This window comes from Lysinibacillus sphaericus, from assembly GCF_005217585.1.
GTDB classification, from domain to species: domain Bacteria; phylum Bacillota; class Bacilli; order Bacillales_A; family Planococcaceae; genus Lysinibacillus; species Lysinibacillus sphaericus.
Genome location: NZ_SZPT01000002.1, coordinates 1,471,432 through 1,492,205, shown reverse-complemented (window position 1 = coordinate 1,492,205; position 20,774 = coordinate 1,471,432). Strand labels below are relative to the sequence as shown.

Genomic DNA, 20,774 nt, shown 5'->3' with positions numbered 1-20,774 from the left:
TATGATTCGTCAAGAGAAAATGACGGTCGTCTCTCAAAAGCAAATTGCGACAAACATTTTCGAATTGACACTTCGTGGTGAACTGGTTCAGGATATGACTCCTGGCCAGTTTGTCCATGTAAAGGTGTCAGATTCATTGGAGCCGCTTTTACGTCGACCTATCAGTATTGCAAATATAGATAAAGACAACAGTGAATTTACCATGATTTATCGTGCGGAAGGTCGAGGAACAAAGGTGTTAGCGACAAATCGTGAAGGGCAGCTAGTCAATGTCCTTGGCCCAATCGGTAATGGCTTCCCAGTTGATGCTGTAAAGACAGGTGGGACAGCATTATTAGTTGGTGGCGGCATCGGTGTACCTCCTTTACATGAGCTGTCAAAACAACTTAATGCACGTGGTGTGAAGACTATCCATGTATTAGGCTTCCAAACAGAGGATGTATGCTTCTACGAAGAGGAATTTAACGCACTTGGTGAAACGCATTATGTAACAGTCGATGGCTCAAAAGGAACAAAGGGCTTTGTGACCAACGTTTTAGAATCACGTGCACCAGAATTTGATGTGTTCTATTCTTGTGGTCCTCTACCGATGTTAAAAGCTTTAGAAGGTTTCTATCCTGAAAAAGAAGGCTATTTATCTTTTGAAGAGCGAATGGGCTGTGGTATTGGTGCTTGCTTCGCGTGCGTATGTAAAACAACAGATCAAATTGATAAAGACTATGTCAAAGTATGCTCTGACGGTCCAGTATTCCCGAAAGGTACGGTGGCATTATGAGTCGTTTAAATATCCAATTACCTGGCTTAGATTTAAAAAATCCAATTATGCCAGCTTCAGGTTGCTTCGGCTTTGGTCGGGAGTATGCGCAACTGTACGATTTATCGATACTTGGTGCGATTATGATTAAAGCAACAACTGTAGAAACAAGACCTGGCAATCCGACACCTCGTGTAGCGGAAACAGCAGCAGGAATGTTAAATGCTATTGGCTTACAAAATCCTGGTATTGAAAAAGTAATGAATGAAGAATTAAAGTTTTTAGAAGGCTATGATGTGCCGATTATTGCCAATGTAGCGGGAACGGAAACAGCAGATTACGTGGAAGTAGCACGTCGCATCTCAGCTGCATCCAATGTCAAAGCACTAGAACTTAATATTTCATGCCCGAACGTAAAATGTGGCGGTATTCAATTCGGTACAGATCCAGCAACAGCAAGAGATTTGGTTGCAGCTGTCAAGGCAGTGTCGGAAGTACCTGTTTACGTGAAATTATCACCAAACGTTACAAATATCGTAGAAATCGCGCAAGCTGTGGAAGCAGGTGGAGCGGATGGTATTACGATGATTAACACATTAATCGGCATGCGCTTACATGAACGTACAGGTAAACCTGTCATTGCCAACGGTACAGGGGGCTTATCAGGTCCTGCAGTAAAACCGGTTGCTATTCGCATGGTATACGAGGTGTATAAGGCAGTCAATATTCCGATTATTGGGATGGGTGGCGTAAGCGAAGCACAAGATGTAATTGATTTTATGTCTGCTGGTGCATCAGCAGTTGCGGTTGGAACAGCCAATTTTGTCGATCATTTTGTTTGCCCGAATATCATTGAGGAATTACCTGCAAAGCTTGACGCTTTAGATGTAGAACATATTACGGATATTATCGGAAGGAGCCATCGTTAATGAATACAAAACCAATTCTAGCACTTGATTTCCCAGGAGAAGCAGAAGTTTTCAAGTTTTTAGCACATTTTCAAGAGCCTCTTTTCGTCAAAATTGGTATGGAGCTTTATATGCAAGAAGGTCCAGATATTGTCCGCAAAGTGAAAGATTTAGGTCATGATATATTTTTAGACTTAAAGCTACATGATATTCCTAATACGGTTGGCTCAGCGATGAAGGGCTTAGCTAAATTAGGGGTTAATTTAGTCAATGTCCATGCAGCGGGCGGGCGACCAATGATGGAAGCTGCACTCGAAGGTCTGGAAGCAGGGACACCTGCAGGTCAAGAGCGCGCAGCATTGATTGCCGTGACACAACTAACATCCACTACGGAAGCGCAAATGCAAGCAGAGCAAAAAATTGCGTTAACATTGCAAGAATCGGTATTGCACTACGCAAGCTTAACAAAACAAGCTGGCTTAAATGGTGTGGTTTGCTCGGTACATGAAGCACAGGCAATTGCTGAAGTGTGCGGCCAAGACTTTTTACGTGTCACACCTGGTATCCGTTTAGCAGGTGGTGACGCTCACGATCAAAAGCGCATCGCTACACCTGATGGCGCCAAACGTGATGGTTCTTCTTTAATCGTAGTAGGCCGTGCCGTAACAGGTGCGCAAGATCCAGTAGCAGCATATAAAATGGTAAGTGAACTATGGGAGGCATCAATATGACATTACAAAACGAAATCGCACACGCTATGCTTAAAGTAGGCGCAGTCGAATTAAATCCAACAGAACTTTTTACATGGGCATCAGGTATTAAATCTCCAATTTACTGTGATACGCGTCTAACAATCTCTGACCCAGTTATCCGTAAACAATTGGCAAATGGCTTAGCAGCGATAATTAAAGAAAACTTTGAAGGTACAGAAATCGTAGCTGGTACGGCCACAGCAGGTATTCCACATGCTGCATGGGTAAGTGATATTTTAGACTTACCGATGGTCTATGTACGTTCAAAAGCAAAAGAACATGGTCGTGGCAATCAAATTGAAGGAAAATATGCTGCAGGACAAAAAGTCATCGTAGTAGAAGATATTGTGTCAACAGGTGGTTCTTCCATTACAGCAGTTGAAGCTTTACGTGCAGCGGGTTGTGAAGTATTAGGGGTTGTATGTGTTTATACGTATAACTTACCACGTGCTGAACAAGCGTTTGATGAAGCGGGCATAAAGTACGTATCTTTAACAAACTTCGATTATTTAATTGAAGCAGCGAATGAATCTGGTGCCATTAAAGAAGAAGATATTCCATTTTTAAAAGATTGGCATGCAAAACTTAAAGCTGGAGAATTATAATCGCATTTTTGACTAGCTATAACGAATCTGTTTGATAAACAATAATGAAACGATCACGGTTATGATAACCTGTGGTCGTTTTTTTATTGGTAAGGAACTGTGAAGGATAGAAATATAAAAATTAAATACAAGGAGATGTATGTTAAAGAAAAATCATGAAAATAAAGTTTTCTAATGTAATAAAAATCGCTTTTTAACATTAATGCTTTAAAGGGAAAAATTATATGTTAATAATAATTGATTATTAAAAATAAACAGAAAATTAAATTAAGTCCAATAATAATCAAGTTTACCAAATAAAAGAATGCGGTTGGTGAAGAAGCTAGGATTGTGCAATCTTGTTATTTATTATATTTAAATAATAAATAACTAATGAAAAGTAGAACGGATAAATAGATTAGCAAATATTTCATTAGAATTAATTTGTAAAATAAAAAATTTTTTGTAATAGTTGTACGGTTTATTATGTATATAACATTATGAAGAGTTGTAAAAAAACTCTTGATTAAATGTATTATTTCTAGATAAAATAGCCGTATAGATAATTTTCAGATAATTCTATAAGTAAATAGTAAGTTATTTTTTTGTTTATACTGTAAAAAATTTATTAATATGTATTTAAATTCAATATAATAAAAACTATTAATTATTTGAGTAGAAATAATTTTGAAATAAGTTTAATCCGTTTCAAATCTTTTTTCTGAATATTGAATCAGGAAAGTTTGGACATCGCTAGTTTTTACTACATATTTCTATTTAGAAAAAATTTACGAAGGTGTGATGATTAAATGAATTTAATGCTCGAAGTAAAGAACCTAAAAACTGGTTTTGATATAGAAGGAGATATTTATCATGCAGTCGATAATGTGTCGTTTTCCGTCAAGCCTGGCCAAATTGTAGGGATTGTAGGGGAATCCGGCTGTGGTAAAAGTGTTATGTCATTGTCAATTATGCAGCTACTGCCCCAAGGAATTGGCAAAGTTACGGGTGGAGAAATAAAGTTCCAAGGCCAAAATATAGAAAATTATTCAAGCGATGAAATGAATAAAATACGAGGAAAAGATATTAGTATGATCTTTCAAGAGCCTATGACATCTTTAAACCCTGTATTTACAATTGGTAATCAGATTGAAGAGATTTTATTGAATCATCTGTCAATCTCCAAAACAGAAGCAAGGCAGCAAGCCATCGAATTGTTAAAAAGTGTAGGCATCCCTAGACCAGACAAAATTGTAGATGAATATCCTCACCAATTATCCGGAGGGATGCGACAAAGGGTGATGATTGCGATTGCGATTGCCTGCCATCCAAAGCTGTTAATTGCCGATGAACCGACTACTGCACTAGATGTAACTGTGCAAGCACAAATTCTGGAGCTGCTGAAAAAAATTCAAGAGAAAAATGACATGTCTATTATTTTGATAACGCATGACTTAGGGGTAGTGGCAGAAATGTGTGATGAAGTCATCATTATGTACGCTGGGAAAATTGTAGAGCGCACGAATGTAGATAATCTGTTTTATAACCCACAACATCCGTATACAAAGCTGTTAATGGCATCCATTCCTCGTATTGATTTAGAGGTGAGTGAGTTAACAACAATCCAAGGCATTGTGCCATCATTAAAAAACATGCCTACTTTTGGCTGTCGCTTTGCCGATAGATGCCCGTCTGTAAAACCTGAGTGTAGTACAGTAACGCCACAGCTTGCACAAATGGCTGATGGTCATGAGGTTTCGTGCTTACTATATGAAGGTTGCTATCCTAAAGAAAGTGTGAGGTAACAACATGACAGAAACAACAAGCAAACAACGTAAAGAAAACTTACTTGAAGTGAACAACCTAAAAACTTATTACCCGATAAAAGGCGGGTTTATAAAAAAGACAGTCGGACATGTGAAGGCGGTAGATAATATTTCTTTTTCCATCAAAAATGGTGAAACACTAGGATTGGTTGGGGAGTCAGGCTGTGGTAAATCAACAACTGGGCGTACTATTATTCGATTGTTAGATTCTACAGAAGGACAAATCATTTTTAATGGTCAGGATATTACGAAATTACAAGGCAAATCATTAAGAGAGATAAGAAAAGATATCCAAATGGTATTCCAAGATCCTTATGCATCATTAAATCCAATGCAAATGGTTGGCAGTATCGTAGCGGAGCCCATTATGAATTTCCATAACAAAACGCTCAATTCATTAAAAGGGGAAGTCGTGGAGTTATTACGCAAAGTAGGCTTACCTGAAGATGCCTATTATAAGTATGCGCATGAATTTTCAGGAGGGCAGCGTCAGCGAATTGGTATTGCGAGAGCCCTAGCTCTTAAACCAAAACTAATTATCGCCGATGAACCTGTTTCTGCTTTGGATGTTTCCGTTCAATCTCAAGTTTTGAATCTATTAAAAGAATTGCAGGATGAGTTTGATTTAACCTTTTTATTTATTGCGCATGATTTAAGTGTTGTGAAGCATATGAGTGATCGCATTGGCGTGATGTATCTAGGAAATATTGTTGAAATTGCTAATAAGACGAGTATTTATGATGAACCATTGCACCCTTATACACAAGCGCTTATTTCCGCGATACCCGTACCGGATCCTCGCAAAAAAAGTACGCGCATTGTATTAGAAGGTGATGTACCAAGTCCCGCAAATCCTCCGACAGGATGTCCATTCCATCCAAGATGCCCTAAAGCTATGATGGAATGTTCCTTAACGAAACCAGTATTAAAGGAGGTGAAGCCAGACCATAACGTTGCTTGCCACTTATATTAAAAACGGCAAGAAAAAACAGGATACAATGCTTTTCAAAATAAAATTTTAACGGGGGGAAAAGAATGAAAAAGACAAAAACATTATGGTCACTGTTACTGATGCTTGTCATGGCTTTATTCCTAGCAGCATGTAATAGTGATTCAGGGACAACTGACAAAGATGCACAAAAAGATAAGGAAACGCCAGCGGCAACTACTGATGTTAAAGAAGGTGGCGTAGTTACATTCGGAACAGACCAAGCGCCAGAGGGCGTATTTGACCCTGCCTTTGCAGGAAGTATCGTAGATAGCTATATCCAAAATTTCATGATGGATGGCGTGTATGATGTAAATGATGAATTAGAATATGTACCAAACCTTGCAAAATGGGATATTAGTGAAGATAAATTAACGTATACGTTCAATTTCGAAAAGGGCGTAAAATGGCATAATGGTGAGGAACTAACAGGTGAAGACTGGGTTTTCGCATTAGAAACGTTAGCACACCCTGATTATGATGGTCCTCGTTTCAACTATGTTGAAGGCGTAAAAGGGGCAGAAGAGAAAAAAGCAGGCAAAGCAGATAAAATTTCAGGAATTGAAGTTGTAGATCCTTACACAATTAAAATTACTTTTAAAGAAGTGAAAATTAATAACTTAGAAAGCATTTGGCAATACCCAATGCCTAAGAAACATTATGAAGGCATTGCAGTAAAAGATTTAAGTGAATCAAAACAAGTGCGCGAAAACCCTGTAGGATTAGGCGCGTTTAAAGTGAAAAAAGTGGTAGACGGCGAGTATTCTGAATTAGAGCGTTTTGATGATTACTGGAAAGGGAAACCAGCGCTTGATGGTGTTATTGTAAAAGTAATTGACCCATCATTAGCTGCGGGTGCGTTCCAAAACGGAGAAATCGACATCATGGATATTAGACCACAATCTGTGAAAGAGCTTTCTGCATTAAGCAATGTACGTATCGAAGAAACAACTGGTGTGAGCTATTCTTATATCGGGCTTCGTTTTGGTCATCGTGATAAAGCTACACTTAAAAATGTAGCTGATTTTGATAAATTCAATTCAAAAGAATTACGTCAGGCACTATTATATGCTCTTAACCGTCCAGCAATGATCGATGCTTTCTTAGAAGGAAAAGCGAAAGTAGCAAACACAGTTATCCCAGTTACTTTCTGGACTGCTGCAGATGCTTCAGATTTAAATGCATACGAGTTTAATGTGGATAAAGCGAAAGAGCTGTTAAAAACAGCAGGCTATGTTGATACAGACGGTGATGGATTTGTTGAAGATCCAAAAGGTCAACCATTCAAAATTTTATTTGGTCACTATGCAGGACCAGCTGCATTTGAAGGTCGTTCACAAGCAATCATTCAATCTTGGAATGATATTGGCGTAAAAACAGAATTAGCAACAGGAAGCTTAGTTGAGTTTAACTTGTACAATGAAATGAAAGACAACGATGATGCAGCATTAGAGGCATTCTTCGGTTCTTGGAGCATGGGTTCTGATCCAGACCCATCAGGTTTATGGGCCAATGATGCAGAATGGAACTACGGTCGTTATGTAGATGCAGAGAATGACAAATTATTAAAAGAAGCGTTAAGTGAAAAAGCATTTGATAAAGACTACCGTAAAAAAATGTATGTTAATTGGCAAAAATACTTCAACGAACAATTACCAGCACTACCATTATGGGAAAATCTAGATTTATATGGTATTAACAATCGACTACAAGGTGTTCATATTAACGCTGTTGGATTCCAAACAGACGTTTATAAATGGCACATTGTTGAGTAAGTTAGTGCCTAATCAAGGCTGAGAAACCTACTACTATCAGGCTCGAATTGGAGCTTGATAGTAGTAAATTTTAATTGATAAGGGGACGTCACATGCTTCAATACACACTTCGAAGACTACTCGGCATGATTCCATTGTTACTCCTTATTTCGTTAGTTGTGTTCTTCTTAGCAAAAATGATGCCAGGAGATCCATTTGCGGGAGAAATTGATCCATCCAATACAAACCCACAATACATCGAGGAAATGAGAGAGAAGTTAGGCTATAATGATCCAATTATCGTGCAATATGGAAGATGGATGGCTAATTTTGTACAAGGGGATTTTGGCAAATCAACCGTTTATAAAAAACCTGCAGTGGAAGTGATTGCACAGCGAATTCCAAATACATTATTTTTAGCCATTACATCTTTAATTTTTACGTATATTTTTGCTTTTATCATGGGGATGTATGCAGGAAGAAAGCCTTATACATTAGGTGATAATCTAATAGCTTCGTATAATTACCTAGCTTTAGCGATTCCGTCATTTGTTGCCGGCATTGTCGCTATTTATGTGTTCTCTTTCCAATTAGGGTGGTTCCCATTCAACGGCTCAGTTGGTGTAGGGCTGCAGGAAGGCACGTTTGCTTATTATTTAAGTAGGGTCCATCATGTATTATTACCAGCCCTTGTTTTAGGATTAATGGGAACGGCATCCTACACACAATTTTTACGCAACGATATTATTGAAAACAGTCGAAAAGATTTTGTACGTACGGCAAGAGCAAAAGGAACAAAGGAATCAAAAATTTACAACAAGCATATTTTAAGAAATTCGATTATTCCGATTATTACTTTTCTTGGGTTTGACATCGCTACATTAATTAGCGGTGCGGTTATTACAGAAACCATCTTTACTTATCCCGGAATAGGTGCACTGTTCTTAGATTCCGTTGGAAGAAGAGATTATGCGGTCATGATGTCGATCACTATGTTACTTTCATTCTTAACACTTTTTGGAAATTTAGTAGCCGATTTACTGTACGGTATAGTAGATCCGCGAATTAGACTAGATTAGGGAGGGGAAATATGTGGAGATTGTAACAAAACAAGAAGCTTCTGCACCAAAAAAAACACCGAATAAAAGCCCCTCTCCATGGGTGATAGCGAGAAGAAAGTTCTTTAAAAATAAATTAGCGATGATCAGCCTTATTTTTTTACTAATCGTTATTATTCTATCGTTTTTGGCACCGTATATTACGACAAAAGATATCGTGCGTGTAGACTTTACGAAAATTAGTCAGCCACCTTCAAGTGAAAACTGGCTTGGAACAGATACAAATGGTCGTGATGTTTTTACGCGAATGCTATATGCTGGAAGATCTTCATTGACGGTTGGCATAGGCTGTATGTTTTTTATTGTTTTAATTGGGACAACGATTGGGGCGATTTCGGGTTACTTTGGGGGCAAGGTTGACCAAATTTTAATGCGTTTCACAGACTTTGTTTTAATGTTCCCATTATTAGTTTTCGTTATCGTTTTAAATACGATTCTAGTCGGCAAAGTTTCAGGCTTATGGACATTAATTATTGTTATTTCCGTATTAAGTTGGGGAAGTGTTGCCCGCGTTGTTCGAAGTCGAATTCTTGCAGAGAAAGAAAATGAGTACATTTTAGCTGCAGAGTCAATCGGCTGTAAATCATCGAAAATCATTATCAAACATTTACTACCTAACGTCGCTTCTACGATTATTGTACAAGCTACGCTATTAATGGCAGTAACGATTGTTATCGAGTCCGCGTTAAGCTTCTTAAACTTTGGTGTGCCAGCAGATACACCAAGCTGGGGCAATATGTTATCTGAGGCTAGAAACTCAGATGTATTAAGAGATAAAATTTGGATTTGGGTTCCACCTGCAACCGCCATTACATTGGTCATCTTATCGATCAATTTTATCGGTGAAGGGCTGAAAGATGCAATGAATCCGAAATCAAGAAGATAATGTTGGTGAATAAATGGCACCTATCAAAGTAAACTCTACTTTGATAGGTGCCATTTGCTATTTGTTTGGGGAGGGGGAATACCTGCTTGGCAGAGTGATACCCGCGGAGCAGGGTGAAATACTCGCTTGGCAGGGAGAAATATCCGCGGAGCAAGGGAGAATACCCGCGGAGTAGAGTGGGATACCCGCGGAGCAAGGAGATACCCGCGAAGCAGGGAGAAATACCCGCGGAGCAGAGTGAAATACCCGCGGAACAAGGGGTAATACCCGCGGAGCAAGGAGATACCTGCGGAGCAGAGTGAAATACCCGCGGAGCAAGGGAGAATACCAACGAAGTAGGGTGAAATACCCGCGGAGCAAGAGAGAATACCCGCGAAGCAGGGAGAAATACCCGCGGAGCAGGGTGAAATATCCGCGGAGCAAGGTAGAATACCCGCGGAGTAGGGTGGGATACCCGCGGAACAAGGGGGAATACCCGCGGAACAGGGGAGAATACCCGCGAAGCAGGAAGAAATACCCGCGGAGCAAGGAGAAATACCCGCGGAGCAGGGAGAAATATCCGCGGAGCAAGGAGATACCCGCGGAGCAGGGAGAAATATCCGCGGAGCAAGGAGATACCCGCGGAGTAGGGTGAAATACCCGCGGAGTAGAGTGAAATACCCGCGGAGCAGAGTGAAATACTCGCGGAGCAGGGAGAAATACCCGCGGAACAGGGGAGAATACCCGCGAAGCAGGGTGAAATACCGCGGAGCAGGGAGAAATACCCGCGGAACAAGGGGGAATACCCGCGGAACAAGGGGTAATACCCGCGAAGCAGGGAGAAATACCCGCGGAGCAAGGAGATACCAGCGGAACAGGGAGAAATACCCGCGGAGCAGGGTGAAATATCCGCGAAGCAAGGAAATACCCGCGGAACAGGGAGAAATACCCGCGAAGCAGGGTGAACTCCTCCGCTCAAGGCATGAAAACGGGGGTATCAAAATTGTACATGCAAGGATTTTATAAAGCGTAAAAACTAACTAATTTTCTGTAAAAAGTTACAAACTTAAATAACACCAACTGAAAGTGAAATTAAAATATAACTTATTTAAATGAGTTGTATTTTAATTTTATTGATGTAATAAGAAGTGGTTAATGCGGAATATTTATTATGGAAAATAGATAACGATAAATATATCTATAAAATTTATTGATAGTAACTATATTCAGTTAAATAAAACTACCAGTTAAAAAATCATACGCAATTAATTATTCTAAAATAACACTAACAACCTTGCGTATTTATTTTTTAAAGATAACAAATTATTGAATTTGATACTAGGAAACTAATTTTCCTCTAGCGAAAACTAGGCTGATACTCCTTAATTTTATAATAGTAATTTGCAAAATAAGCTTGATTTTACGTATTATTTCTAGATAAAATAGCAATACATTTAATTATCTGATTATTCTATCTATAGAAAAGTGTGTTTTTTCTTGTGGTAGGTAATTTTGATAAACATTATTTTTCACAAAAAATAAGAGTGGTGAAAGGGGGATTTTAAATAAATTGCAATTCTAATATAGAGAAAGTGGATAAATAATTGTAGGAGGGAGACTGTTTGTGTACAAATGACTTGTTGACGATAAAAAACTTAACGACGAGCTTTCGATTAAAAGACACTTATCATGCAGCAATAGAAGATGTTTCGCTTTCGCTTAGAAAAAATGAGATTTTGGCTATAGTTGGAGAGTCGGGCTGTGGGAAAAGCACGTTAGCTACAACAATTGTAGGCTTACATAATGCAATGAATACGAAAGTGACTGGAGAAATACTTTACAATCAACAAAATTTAACACAGTTAAGTGAAGAGCAATTCAATCAACTACGGGGGAATGATATTGGCTTTATTTTTCAAGACCCTCTTTCGGCATTAAATCCATTAATGCGCATCCACGAACAAATTGCAGAAGGGCTTATTTATCATACAACACTTACGAAGCAACAACGGGACGAACGTGTAATAGAGTTGTTAGAGCAAGTAGGTATTGCGAATCCTAAACGGGTTGCCCGACAATTTCCTCATCAATTATCAGGTGGTATGCGTCAACGCGTGATGATTGCGATTGCTTTATCGAGCAAACCTGCCATCATTATTGCTGATGAACCGACAACAGCATTGGACGTAACGATACAAGCACAAATTTTAGATCTGTTAAAAGCGTTACAAGATGAGACACATGCTGGCGTTATTTTAATTACCCATGACTTAGGTGTTGTAGCGGAAGTGGCAGATCGAGTTGCTGTGATGTATGCGGGCCAAGTGATTGAGGAGGCGCCTGTTCAAGAGCTTTTTAACAATGCCAAGCATCCATATACACGGTCCCTATTAAACTCGATTCCACAAACTCATGAGGAACATGAGCGCCTAGAGGTAATACAAGGCATGGTGCCTTCACTTGTCAATTTACCACGTGAAGGTTGCCGATTTTCATCGCGTATACCGTGGATTGACGCATCCGCTCATGAAAGTCATCCACAATTACATGAAATTGCACCTGAGCATTTTGTTCGTTGTACATGCTGGCAACACTTTCATTTTGCAGGAGAAAGTGAGGGGGTGTCAGGATGAGCTTTATGCAAATTAAAGATTTAAACGTCCATTATCCGATTCGAGGTGGCTTTTTCAATACGATAAAAGATAAAGTGTATGCGGTTGATGGCATTACAATGGCATTTGAAAAAGGAAAAACATACGGTTTAGTTGGCGAGTCAGGTTCAGGGAAATCTACTACAGGTAAAGCCATTATTGGTCTTGAAAAGGTAACAACGGGGCAAATTATTTATGAAGGACAGAATGTTACCAATCGACGTCGCAAGCGAGGGTCAGCCTATAGTCGTGATATTCAAATGATATTTCAAGACGCTCATTCTAGTATGAACCCTAGAAAGCGCGTAATCGATATACTGGCAGAGCCTATACGTAACTTTATGAAGCTTAGTGATCAGGGGGAGCGCAAGCGTATTAAAGAATTACTAGCCATAGTCGGTATGTCGGAGGATGTGCTGTTAAAGTATCCTCATGAATTTTCTGGAGGGCAAAAGCAGCGTCTTGGTATAGCGCGCGCGGTTGCTTGTAATCCGAAATTAATTATTGCAGATGAACCTGTGTCGGCACTCGATTTGTCGGTGCAAGCACAAGTGCTGAACTTTATGAAAGACATTCAGCAAGAATATGGGCTAAGTTATTTATTTATCTCCCATGACCTAGGTGTCGTGAAACATATGTGTGATTACATTGCCATTATGTATAAGGGACGCTTTGTGGAAACTGGTACCCGTCAAGATATTTATAGCAATCCACAGCATATTTACACAAATCGCTTACTGTCCGCAATTCCGCATATTGAGCCTGAAACAAGAATGGAGCGCAAAGCAGTACGACAAAAAGTCGAAGAGAAATATCAAAAAGACCATCATCAATACTATGATAAGCAAGGCAAAGTATACCCTTTAAAATCTATTTCCGATACGCATAAAGTGGCGATGTCCGAAATTGAGCAGGAGGGATTGTAACATGTGGAAAACGGTTGTTAGACGTGTACTCGTCATGATTCCACAATTATTTATCTTGAGTTTAATCGTCTTTATATTGGCAAAGCAAATGCCTGGTGATCCGTTTACAGGGTTAATCACACCTGAAACAGACCCATCAAGAATTGAGGAATTACGAATACAAGCAGGCTTCTATGACCCTTGGTATGAACAGTATTATCGCTGGATTACAAATGCTCTTCAAGGAGATTTTGGACAAAGCTATACATATAAAATTGCGGTGTCAACATTGATTGGGGAGCGTGCACTCAATACATTTTGGCTATCTTTACTTAGTGTGATACTGGTTTATTTATTAGCCATACCGCTTGGAATGCTTGCAGGACGTAAACAAGATACATTGTTAGACAAATCCATTATTTTATATAGCTTTATTAGCTTTGCGATTCCGACATTTGTCTTATCACTCGTGTTTTTATTTGTTTTTGGTTATCGCCTAATGTGGTTTCCAACGAGTGGAACCGTTGATGTTGGCCTAGAATCGGGAACACTAACCTATTTTTGGAATAAAATATATCACTTGCTCTTACCTGCGATGACGGCAGCTATTTTAGGTACTACAGGGATTATCCAATATTTACGCTCAGAAATTATTGATGCGAAAACACAGGATTATGTCAAAACTGCTCGCAGTAAAGGTATTCCAATAAGAAGAATTTATACGCGACATATTTTCCGCAATTCAGTACTTCCAATTGCAGCGTTTTTAGGGTTTACAATTACAGGTTTATTAGGCGGCTCCATTTTTATCGAAACGATTTACGGCTATCCAGGTATGGGCGAATTGTTTATTAGTTCGATAACGAGTCGCGACTATAGTGTCATTACCGCACTGATTATGCTGTATGGTTTCTTAGCATTATTAGGTAGTCTGTTGTCGGATATTATTATGAGCATTGTCGATCCGCGTATCCGTATAGACTAACTACTAAACATAATGTTGAGGTGAAAGGACATGACACAACATAACAATGAAACAGTAATGATGGAAAGCACACCGCCAACAGGTCTACAAGTTGTTTTACGAGAGTTTAAGAAAGATAGAGTTGCAATGTTTTCTTTTGTGGGCGTTACACTAATCATCATTTCTATTTTTATTACTGCTTGGCTGCTCGATCAAGAGAACGTGTTAAAAATCAATCTGTTTGAACGCTACACAGAGCCAGGCGAGAATGGCTATATTTTAGGGGCAGATGAGGCAGGACGTGATGTACTTGGGCAACTAGTGATTGGTGCTAAAAATTCACTGTTAATCGCCATTTGGGTGACCGTTATTGCCAATATAATTGGGATTGCGCTAGGGATTATTATGGGCTATTACAGCGGGATTGTAGACAATGTCATGATGCGCATCATTGATTTTATTATTACATTGCCGACATTTATGATTTTTATAGTCCTTGTGTCCATTATCCCTGAATATGGTGTTTTTGAGCTCGTGATGATTATTAGTGTATTTCAATGGATAGGCATTGCACGGTTAATTCGAAGTAAAGCATTATCGGAAGGGCGACGAGATTATGTAAGCGCTTCTAAAACAATGGGGACAAGTGATTTTGCAATTATGTTTAAAGGCGTCTTGCCTAATTTAAGTTCGTTATTAATTGTAGAGTTTACTTTAAGTCTTGCTGGCAATATTGGGATTGAAACAGGCTTATCATTTTTAGGATTCGGGCTACCACCTTCTACGCCAAGTTTAGGTACTTTAGTAAGCTACGCTCGAAATCCACTTGTGTTAGCCGAGAAATGGTGGGTATGGTTACCAGCATCGTTATTAATTTTACTCTTGATACTTGGCATTAATTATATCGGTCAAGCCCTTCGTCGTGCCGCTGATGCAAAACAAAGATTGGGATGATATAGGAGGTAATAACAATGACAAAAAAGTGGTTGATAACTGTCGTGACGTTGACAATCCTATTGCTATTAACTGCCTGTAAAAGCTCCGATAAAGAGCAAGCAAGCGAAGCAAAAGATAGCAATGATAAACCAGCACAAACAGAAGATAACAAAGTAGATACAAGTACACTTCCATTTGAAGTAACGAACGAAGGGGATGCTGTGCAAGATGGCACATTACATGTTGGGCTTGTGACAGATTCTCCGTTCAAAGGCGTTTTCTCATGGGAGTATTACTCTGATGTTTATGACGCAGAAATCATGGCTTACGCAACAAATAGCTTATTTGTATTAGATGAAGACTTTTTAATCACCGATAAAGGAATAGCTAAATTAGATGTCGATGCTGCCAATAAAAAAGTGCTTATTACAATACAAGGCGATGTAAAATGGTCGGATGGCACACCATTAACGGCAGATGACTTAATCTATCCGTATGAAATTATTGGTCATCCAGATTATGAAGGCGTGCGCTATGATGATGATTTTAAAAATATTATAGGGGCTGAAGAGTACCATGATGGCAAAGCAAATACGATAGCAGGCATTAAAAAAATAGATGATAAGTCGATTGAAATCGCACTTAAAAAAGTGTCACCAGCTATTTATTCAGGTGGCGATGGCTTATGGGGCTATGCGGCACCAAAACATCAACTAGCCTCCATTGCGGTAAAAGATTTAATTTCTTCTGATGCTGTACGCAAAAATCCAATTACACTTGGGCCATTTAAATTTGACAATATTGTCAATGGAGAGTCCGTACAGTTTGTTGCCAATGAGCATTATTATAAAGGGAAGCCAAAGATTGAGAAAGTAGTTGTACAAGTTGTCCCTTCAACATCGGTAGGGGAAGCGCTGAAAACGGGGAAATTCGATTTAACATCAGAATTTAGAGCCAATCAATATGATAGTATAAAAAATTTAACGAATATTTCGATATTAGGGCGCCCTGAATTATCATACAGCTATTTAGGCTTTAAGCTTGGACACTATGATCAAGAAAAAGGCGAGAATGTTTATGATGAAAAGGCAAAAATGAATGATGCTGATTTACGTAAAGCGATTGCTTATGCCATGGATATTGAAACGGTAACAGATAAATTTTATCAAGGGTTACGTGTGCGAGCGAACTCCTTAATCCCACCAGCTTTCAAATCTTACTATGATGATACGCTAGAGGGCTATTATTATAATCCTGAAAAGGCAAAAGAACTATTAGATGCAGCAGGCTATAAAGATACAGATGGTGATGGTATTCGCGAAGATAAAGACGGCAATAAGTTTGCCATTCATTTAGCGGCAATCGCCGGTTCGGATACGGATGAAGCGATTGTGGAGTATTATCGTCAAAATTGGAGAGATGTTGGTTTAGATGTGCAGTTAACGACAGGGCGTCTTCTCGAATTCAATAACTTCTACGATAAAGTACAAGCAGATGATCCTGAAATTGATATGTATATGGCTGCATGGGGTACGGGGACAAACCCGTCACCAGCAGGGCTCTATAGTAAAGGAGCCACATTTAACTACAGTCGCTATGTTTCGGATGACCTTACAAAGCTATTAAATAATATTGATTCTGAAGCAGCACTAGATGCACATTATCGTGCACAAGCTTTCCGTGCATGGCAAGTTTATATGAATGATAAGGCAATGGTTATTCCAATGTATTTCCGTACTGAGATTATTCCGGTCAATAAACGCATTAAACACTACACTATTCAATATGGAAATACGACAGAGCAACAAAATATTGAATTACTAGCAGAAACACCACTAAAATAGGGCATTTTTAGCTAAATAATAAATCAACTTTACAAAGCGGAAATGTAAGGGGGAGGAATAACGATGGCAAAAAAGTCGTTGACGTTATCCGTGATATTCATAATCATGTTGTTATTAGCTGCTTGCAGTAGCACGAATAAAGAGCAGGCAAACGAGTCCAAAGGCAGCAATGATAAACCAACACAAATAGAGGACAACAAAGTAGACACAAGCTTATTACCAACTGAAGTAACAAATGATGGAGAAGCCATTGCAGGGGGGACACTACATGTAGGACTTGTATCGGACTCGCCGTTCAAGGGCATTTTCCTTGCTGAACTTTCTGCGGATGCTACGGATTCATCCATTACAGGTTATGCTTCAAATAGTCTATTTGAAGTCGATGGTGATTTTTTATTAACTGATGAGGGAATTGCCAAGTTAGAAGTCGACACTGACAATAAAAAAGTAACAATCACGATTCAAGGCGATGTGAAGTGGTCGGATGGTACGCCATTAACGGCAGAGGATTTAATTTATCCATATGAGATTATCGCCCATCCCGATTATGAAGGTGTGCGCTATGATGATGATTTTCGAAATATTATAGGAGCTGAAGAATACCATGATGGCAAAGCAGATACGATAGCAGGTATTAAAAAAATAGATGACAAATCGATTGAAATCGCACTTAAAAAAGTGTCACCCGCTATTTATTCAGGAGGGGATGGCTTATGGGGCTATGCGGCACCGAAACATCAACTAGCCTCCATTGCGGTAAAAGATTTAATTTCTTCTGATGCTGTACGCAAAAATCCAATTACACTTGGGCCATTTAAATTTGACCATATCGTCAATGGAGAGTCTGTGCAGTTTGTTGCCAATGAGCATTATTATAAAGGAAAGCCAAAAATTGATAAGCTGATTGTTCAAGTTGTTTCAACTTCAACTGTAGGTGAAGCTGTGAAGGCAGGGCAATTTGACATTGTTTCATTCCCTGCTACACAATATGATAGTATAAAAAATTTATCGAATATTTCTATATTAGGGCGCCCTGAGTTGTCATACAGTTACCTTGGTTTTAAATTAGGGAAATACGATCAAGAAAAGGGCGAAAATATTTATGATGTAAACGCAAAAATGAATGATATCCAATTACGTCAGGCAATTGCGTATGCAATGGATATTGAAAGTGTAACAGATAAATTTTATCAAGGTTTGCGAGTGCGTGCGAATTCATTAATACCGCCAGCTTTCAAAACTTACTATGATGACATGCTGGAAGGCTATCATTTTGATCCTGAAAAAGCGAAACAATTATTAGATGAAGCAGGTTATAAAGATATTGATGGAGATGGCATTCGTGAAGATAAAGAGGGCAATAAGTTTATCATTCGTTTAGCAGCAATGTCAGGCTCTGATACGGATGAAGCGATTGTCGAGTACTATCGTCAAAACTGGAAAGATGTTGGGCTTGATGTACAACTAACGACAGGCCGTTTAATTGAATTCAACAATTTCTACGATAAAGTACAAGCAGATGACCCGGAAATTGATATGTATATGGCTGCGTGGCAAACTGGCTCGAACCCATCACCAGTAGGATTGTATGGAAAAGGCGCAGCATTTAACTTTAGTCGCTACGTTTCGGATGATTTAACGAAGTTGTTAACTGATATTGACTCTGAAGAAGCGCTCGATCAAGCATATCGTGCACAAGCATTCCGTAAATGGCAAGAATATATGGCTGACAAGGCAATGGTAGTTCCTATGTATTTCCGTACTTCAATTATTGCGGTCAATAAACGAATAAAAAGCTATAATATTGATCGTGAAACAGGTACAGAGATTCAAGATCTTGAATTGATAGCTGATGAGCCAATAAAATAAGCGTAAAGAGATGTTTAAGAGAATAATCCTAAAAAAAATGATCCATCCAATGCATAATTGCAGTGGATGGATCATATATATTACTTAGTGCCAACCCAAGTTTTCACAAGGTCAGCAGTACCATATACATAATGTTGTTCGCCAACTTCATGGTATGTGGCGCTTTCGTCAACTTCTGTATGTGTATAAGGGATACGTTGACGACGCTTTTCTGACATAGGGTCTGGAAGCGGAATAGCTGATAATAATGATTTTGTATAAGGGTGTACAGGATGATTGTAAATATCATCTGCTTTACCAATTTCCATAATTTTACCACGGTACATAACAGCGATACGGTCACTGATATATTTAACCATCGAAAGGTCATGGGCAATGAAAAGATACGTTAAGCCACGTTCTTTTTGTAGTTGTTTTAATAAGTTTACAACTTGCGCTTGAATCGATACGTCAAGTGCAGAGATAGGTTCATCGGCAATGATAAACTTAGGATCTAAGCTTAGCGCACGTGCAATACCGATACGTTGACGTTGACCACCAGAGAATTCATGGGCATAACGGTTAGCGTGCTCTTTGTTTAAACCAACAGCTTCAAGCAATTGGTTGATTTTTTCGCGACGTGCTTTCTTATCCTTATACAAACCGTGAATATCGAAAGCTTCCCCAATGATTTCTCCAGCCGTCATACGCGGGTTTAACGATGCGTATGGATCTTGGAAAATCATTTGCATTTGACGATTAAAATTCTTTAATTCATTTTTAGATTTTTTACCATGAACGTTTTCACCGTCGAAAATAATTTCGCCACCTGTAATATCATAGAGGCGAATGATTGAACGACCAGTCGTTGATTTACCACAGCCTGATTCACCAACAAGACCAAGTGTTTCACCTTCGTAGACATCAAAACTAATACCATCAACAGCTTTAATAGGGTTGCTTGGTGAACCGAAATATTGCTTTACGTTTTTAACTTCAAGAATTTTTTTTGCACCCGTTTTAGTCATTGAATTCTTCCTCCTTCGCAATAAAGCCTTCAATACGTTTAGCAACCGCATCTGGAAGTGGAATTTTTGGCGCGTCAGGATGCAACAACCAAGTTTTTGCATAGTGTGTGTCGCTTACTTTGAACATTGGTGGCTCTTGCTCATAGTCAATGGCCATTGCAAATTCATTACGAGCAGCAAACGCATCACCTTTTGGAGGATTTGTAAGATCCGGTGGTGAACCTGGAATCGTACGTAATAGCTCGTCCTCATTACTATCTAAATCAGGCATAGAACCAAGTAATCCCCAAGTATAAGGATGTTTTGGATTATAGAAAATATCATCTACTGTACCGTATTCAACGATTTGACCAGCGTACATAACGGCTACACGGTCAGCAACGTTAGCCACAACACCAAGGTCGTGGGTAATGAAAATGATAGATGTTTTAGAATTCTTTTGGATTTCTTTCATTAATTCTAAAATTTGTGCTTGAATAGTTACGTCTAATGCTGTTGTAGGCTCATCGGCAATTAACAACTTCGGATCTGCCGCAAGTGCAATAGCGATTACAACACGTTGGCGCATCCCGCCTGAAAATTCATGTGGATATTGGTTATAACGTTTTTCAGGGAATGGAATACCTACTTGCGTTAAAAGTTCAATCGCGCGTTTTTTCGCCGCATCTTTTGAAACTTTTTTATGTTGTAAAATTACTTCAGTAATTTGACGTCCGACCTTCATCGTTGGGTTCAAACTTGTCATCGGATCTTGGAAAATCATAGCAATTTCATTTCCGCGCACTTTTGACATTTCTTTTTCACTAAGTGGAATTAAATCACGGCCATTGAATAAAATTTGTCCTGACTCATAAATACCAGGTGGCTGTGGAATTAATTTCATTAAGGCGTTACTCGTAACACTCTTACCAGAACCAGATTCACCAACGATCGCTAGCGTTTCACCTTCTTTTAAATCGAAGTTTACACCACGAACAGCATGGACAAGTCCAGCATAAGTTTTAAAGTTAATTTTTAAATCTTTTACTTCTAAAATTGTTTTACTCATT

Annotated in this window: 17 protein-coding genes; 15 read left to right on the top strand and 2 right to left on the bottom strand. The window is 38.9% G+C overall.

Annotated features, from left to right (window positions below):
• Position 1 precedes the first annotated feature (1 nt).
• The 15 genes from FC748_RS12730 (at position 2) to FC748_RS12660 (ending at position 18,718) form a co-directional block, all read left to right on the top strand.
• Positions 2 to 775: a dihydroorotate dehydrogenase electron transfer subunit gene (locus tag FC748_RS12730; RefSeq protein ID WP_024362113.1), complete on the top strand. Its 774-nt coding sequence runs from the start codon at positions 2 to 4 to the stop codon at positions 773 to 775.
• Positions 772 to 1,683 (top strand): dihydroorotate dehydrogenase, encoded by a 912-nt coding sequence (locus FC748_RS12725; protein ID WP_108029497.1) that lies wholly within the window; start codon positions 772 to 774, stop codon positions 1,681 to 1,683. The genes FC748_RS12730 and FC748_RS12725 overlap by 4 nt, the downstream gene beginning before the upstream one ends.
• Positions 1,683 to 2,393 carry an orotidine-5'-phosphate decarboxylase gene (gene pyrF, locus FC748_RS12720; protein WP_024362111.1) on the top strand — a complete coding sequence of 237 codons (711 nt, stop codon included), beginning with the start codon at positions 1,683 to 1,685 and terminating at the stop codon, positions 2,391 to 2,393. The genes FC748_RS12725 and pyrF overlap by 1 nt, the downstream gene beginning before the upstream one ends.
• The gene (gene pyrE, locus FC748_RS12715) at positions 2,390 to 3,019 is read left to right on the top strand and encodes an orotate phosphoribosyltransferase (protein ID WP_107895698.1); all 630 of its coding nucleotides are present in this window, start codon (positions 2,390 to 2,392) and stop codon (positions 3,017 to 3,019) included. Before pyrF ends, pyrE begins: the two co-directional genes overlap by 4 nt.
• A 788-nt stretch (positions 3,020 to 3,807) precedes the next feature.
• Entirely contained in the window at positions 3,808 to 4,803 is a 996-nt protein-coding gene (locus FC748_RS12710) for an ABC transporter ATP-binding protein (RefSeq protein WP_029747186.1), read from the top strand.
• A 4-nt stretch (positions 4,804 to 4,807) separates the two neighbouring features.
• The gene (locus FC748_RS12705; protein ID WP_024362109.1) at positions 4,808 to 5,797 is read left to right on the top strand and encodes an ABC transporter ATP-binding protein; all 990 of its coding nucleotides are present in this window, start codon (positions 4,808 to 4,810) and stop codon (positions 5,795 to 5,797) included.
• Between the two features lie 62 nt (positions 5,798 to 5,859).
• Positions 5,860 to 7,587, top strand: coding sequence for an oligopeptide ABC transporter substrate-binding protein (gene opp4A / locus FC748_RS12700; RefSeq protein WP_024362108.1), 1,728 nt, complete (start codon positions 5,860 to 5,862; stop codon positions 7,585 to 7,587).
• Positions 7,588 to 7,679: 92 nt separating this feature from the next.
• A complete protein-coding gene (opp4B, locus tag FC748_RS12695) occupies positions 7,680 to 8,645 on the top strand; it encodes an oligopeptide ABC transporter permease (protein ID WP_024362107.1) in 966 nt (321 codons plus the stop codon).
• A 13-nt stretch (positions 8,646 to 8,658) separates the two neighbouring features.
• A complete protein-coding gene (opp4C, locus tag FC748_RS12690) occupies positions 8,659 to 9,570 on the top strand; it encodes an oligopeptide ABC transporter permease (protein WP_024362106.1) in 912 nt (303 codons plus the stop codon).
• Positions 9,571 to 11,171: 1,601 nt separating this feature from the next.
• A complete protein-coding gene (locus FC748_RS12685) occupies positions 11,172 to 12,182 on the top strand; it encodes an ABC transporter ATP-binding protein (RefSeq protein WP_024362105.1) in 1,011 nt (336 codons plus the stop codon).
• A complete protein-coding gene (locus FC748_RS12680) occupies positions 12,179 to 13,126 on the top strand; it encodes an ATP-binding cassette domain-containing protein (protein ID WP_108029498.1) in 948 nt (315 codons plus the stop codon). Before FC748_RS12685 ends, FC748_RS12680 begins: the two co-directional genes overlap by 4 nt.
• 1 nt (position 13,127) lies before the next feature.
• Positions 13,128 to 14,090 carry an oligopeptide ABC transporter permease gene (gene opp4B, locus FC748_RS12675; protein WP_108029499.1) on the top strand — a complete coding sequence of 321 codons (963 nt, stop codon included), beginning with the start codon at positions 13,128 to 13,130 and terminating at the stop codon, positions 14,088 to 14,090.
• Between the two features lie 30 nt (positions 14,091 to 14,120).
• The gene (locus tag FC748_RS12670; RefSeq protein WP_108029500.1) at positions 14,121 to 15,023 is read left to right on the top strand and encodes an ABC transporter permease; all 903 of its coding nucleotides are present in this window, start codon (positions 14,121 to 14,123) and stop codon (positions 15,021 to 15,023) included.
• 17 nt (positions 15,024 to 15,040) lie between these two features.
• Positions 15,041 to 16,849 (top strand): oligopeptide ABC transporter substrate-binding protein, encoded by a 1,809-nt coding sequence (locus FC748_RS12665; RefSeq protein WP_108029501.1) that lies wholly within the window; start codon positions 15,041 to 15,043, stop codon positions 16,847 to 16,849.
• A 63-nt stretch (positions 16,850 to 16,912) separates the two neighbouring features.
• On the top strand, positions 16,913 to 18,718 hold the full coding sequence (locus FC748_RS12660; RefSeq protein WP_108029502.1) for an oligopeptide ABC transporter substrate-binding protein: 1,806 nt from the start codon (positions 16,913 to 16,915) through the stop codon (positions 18,716 to 18,718).
• 80 nt (positions 18,719 to 18,798) lie between these two features.
• Here FC748_RS12660 and FC748_RS12655 read toward each other — a convergent pair whose 3' ends face one another.
• The gene (locus FC748_RS12655) at positions 18,799 to 19,725 is read right to left on the bottom strand and encodes an ABC transporter ATP-binding protein (RefSeq protein ID WP_024362099.1); all 927 of its coding nucleotides are present in this window, start codon (positions 19,723 to 19,725) and stop codon (positions 18,799 to 18,801) included.
• Complete coding sequence (locus tag FC748_RS12650; protein WP_024362098.1) at positions 19,718 to 20,773, bottom strand: ABC transporter ATP-binding protein; 1,056 nt, start codon at positions 20,771 to 20,773, stop codon at positions 19,718 to 19,720. Before FC748_RS12650 ends, FC748_RS12655 begins: the two co-directional genes overlap by 8 nt.
• Position 20,774 lies beyond the last annotated feature (1 nt).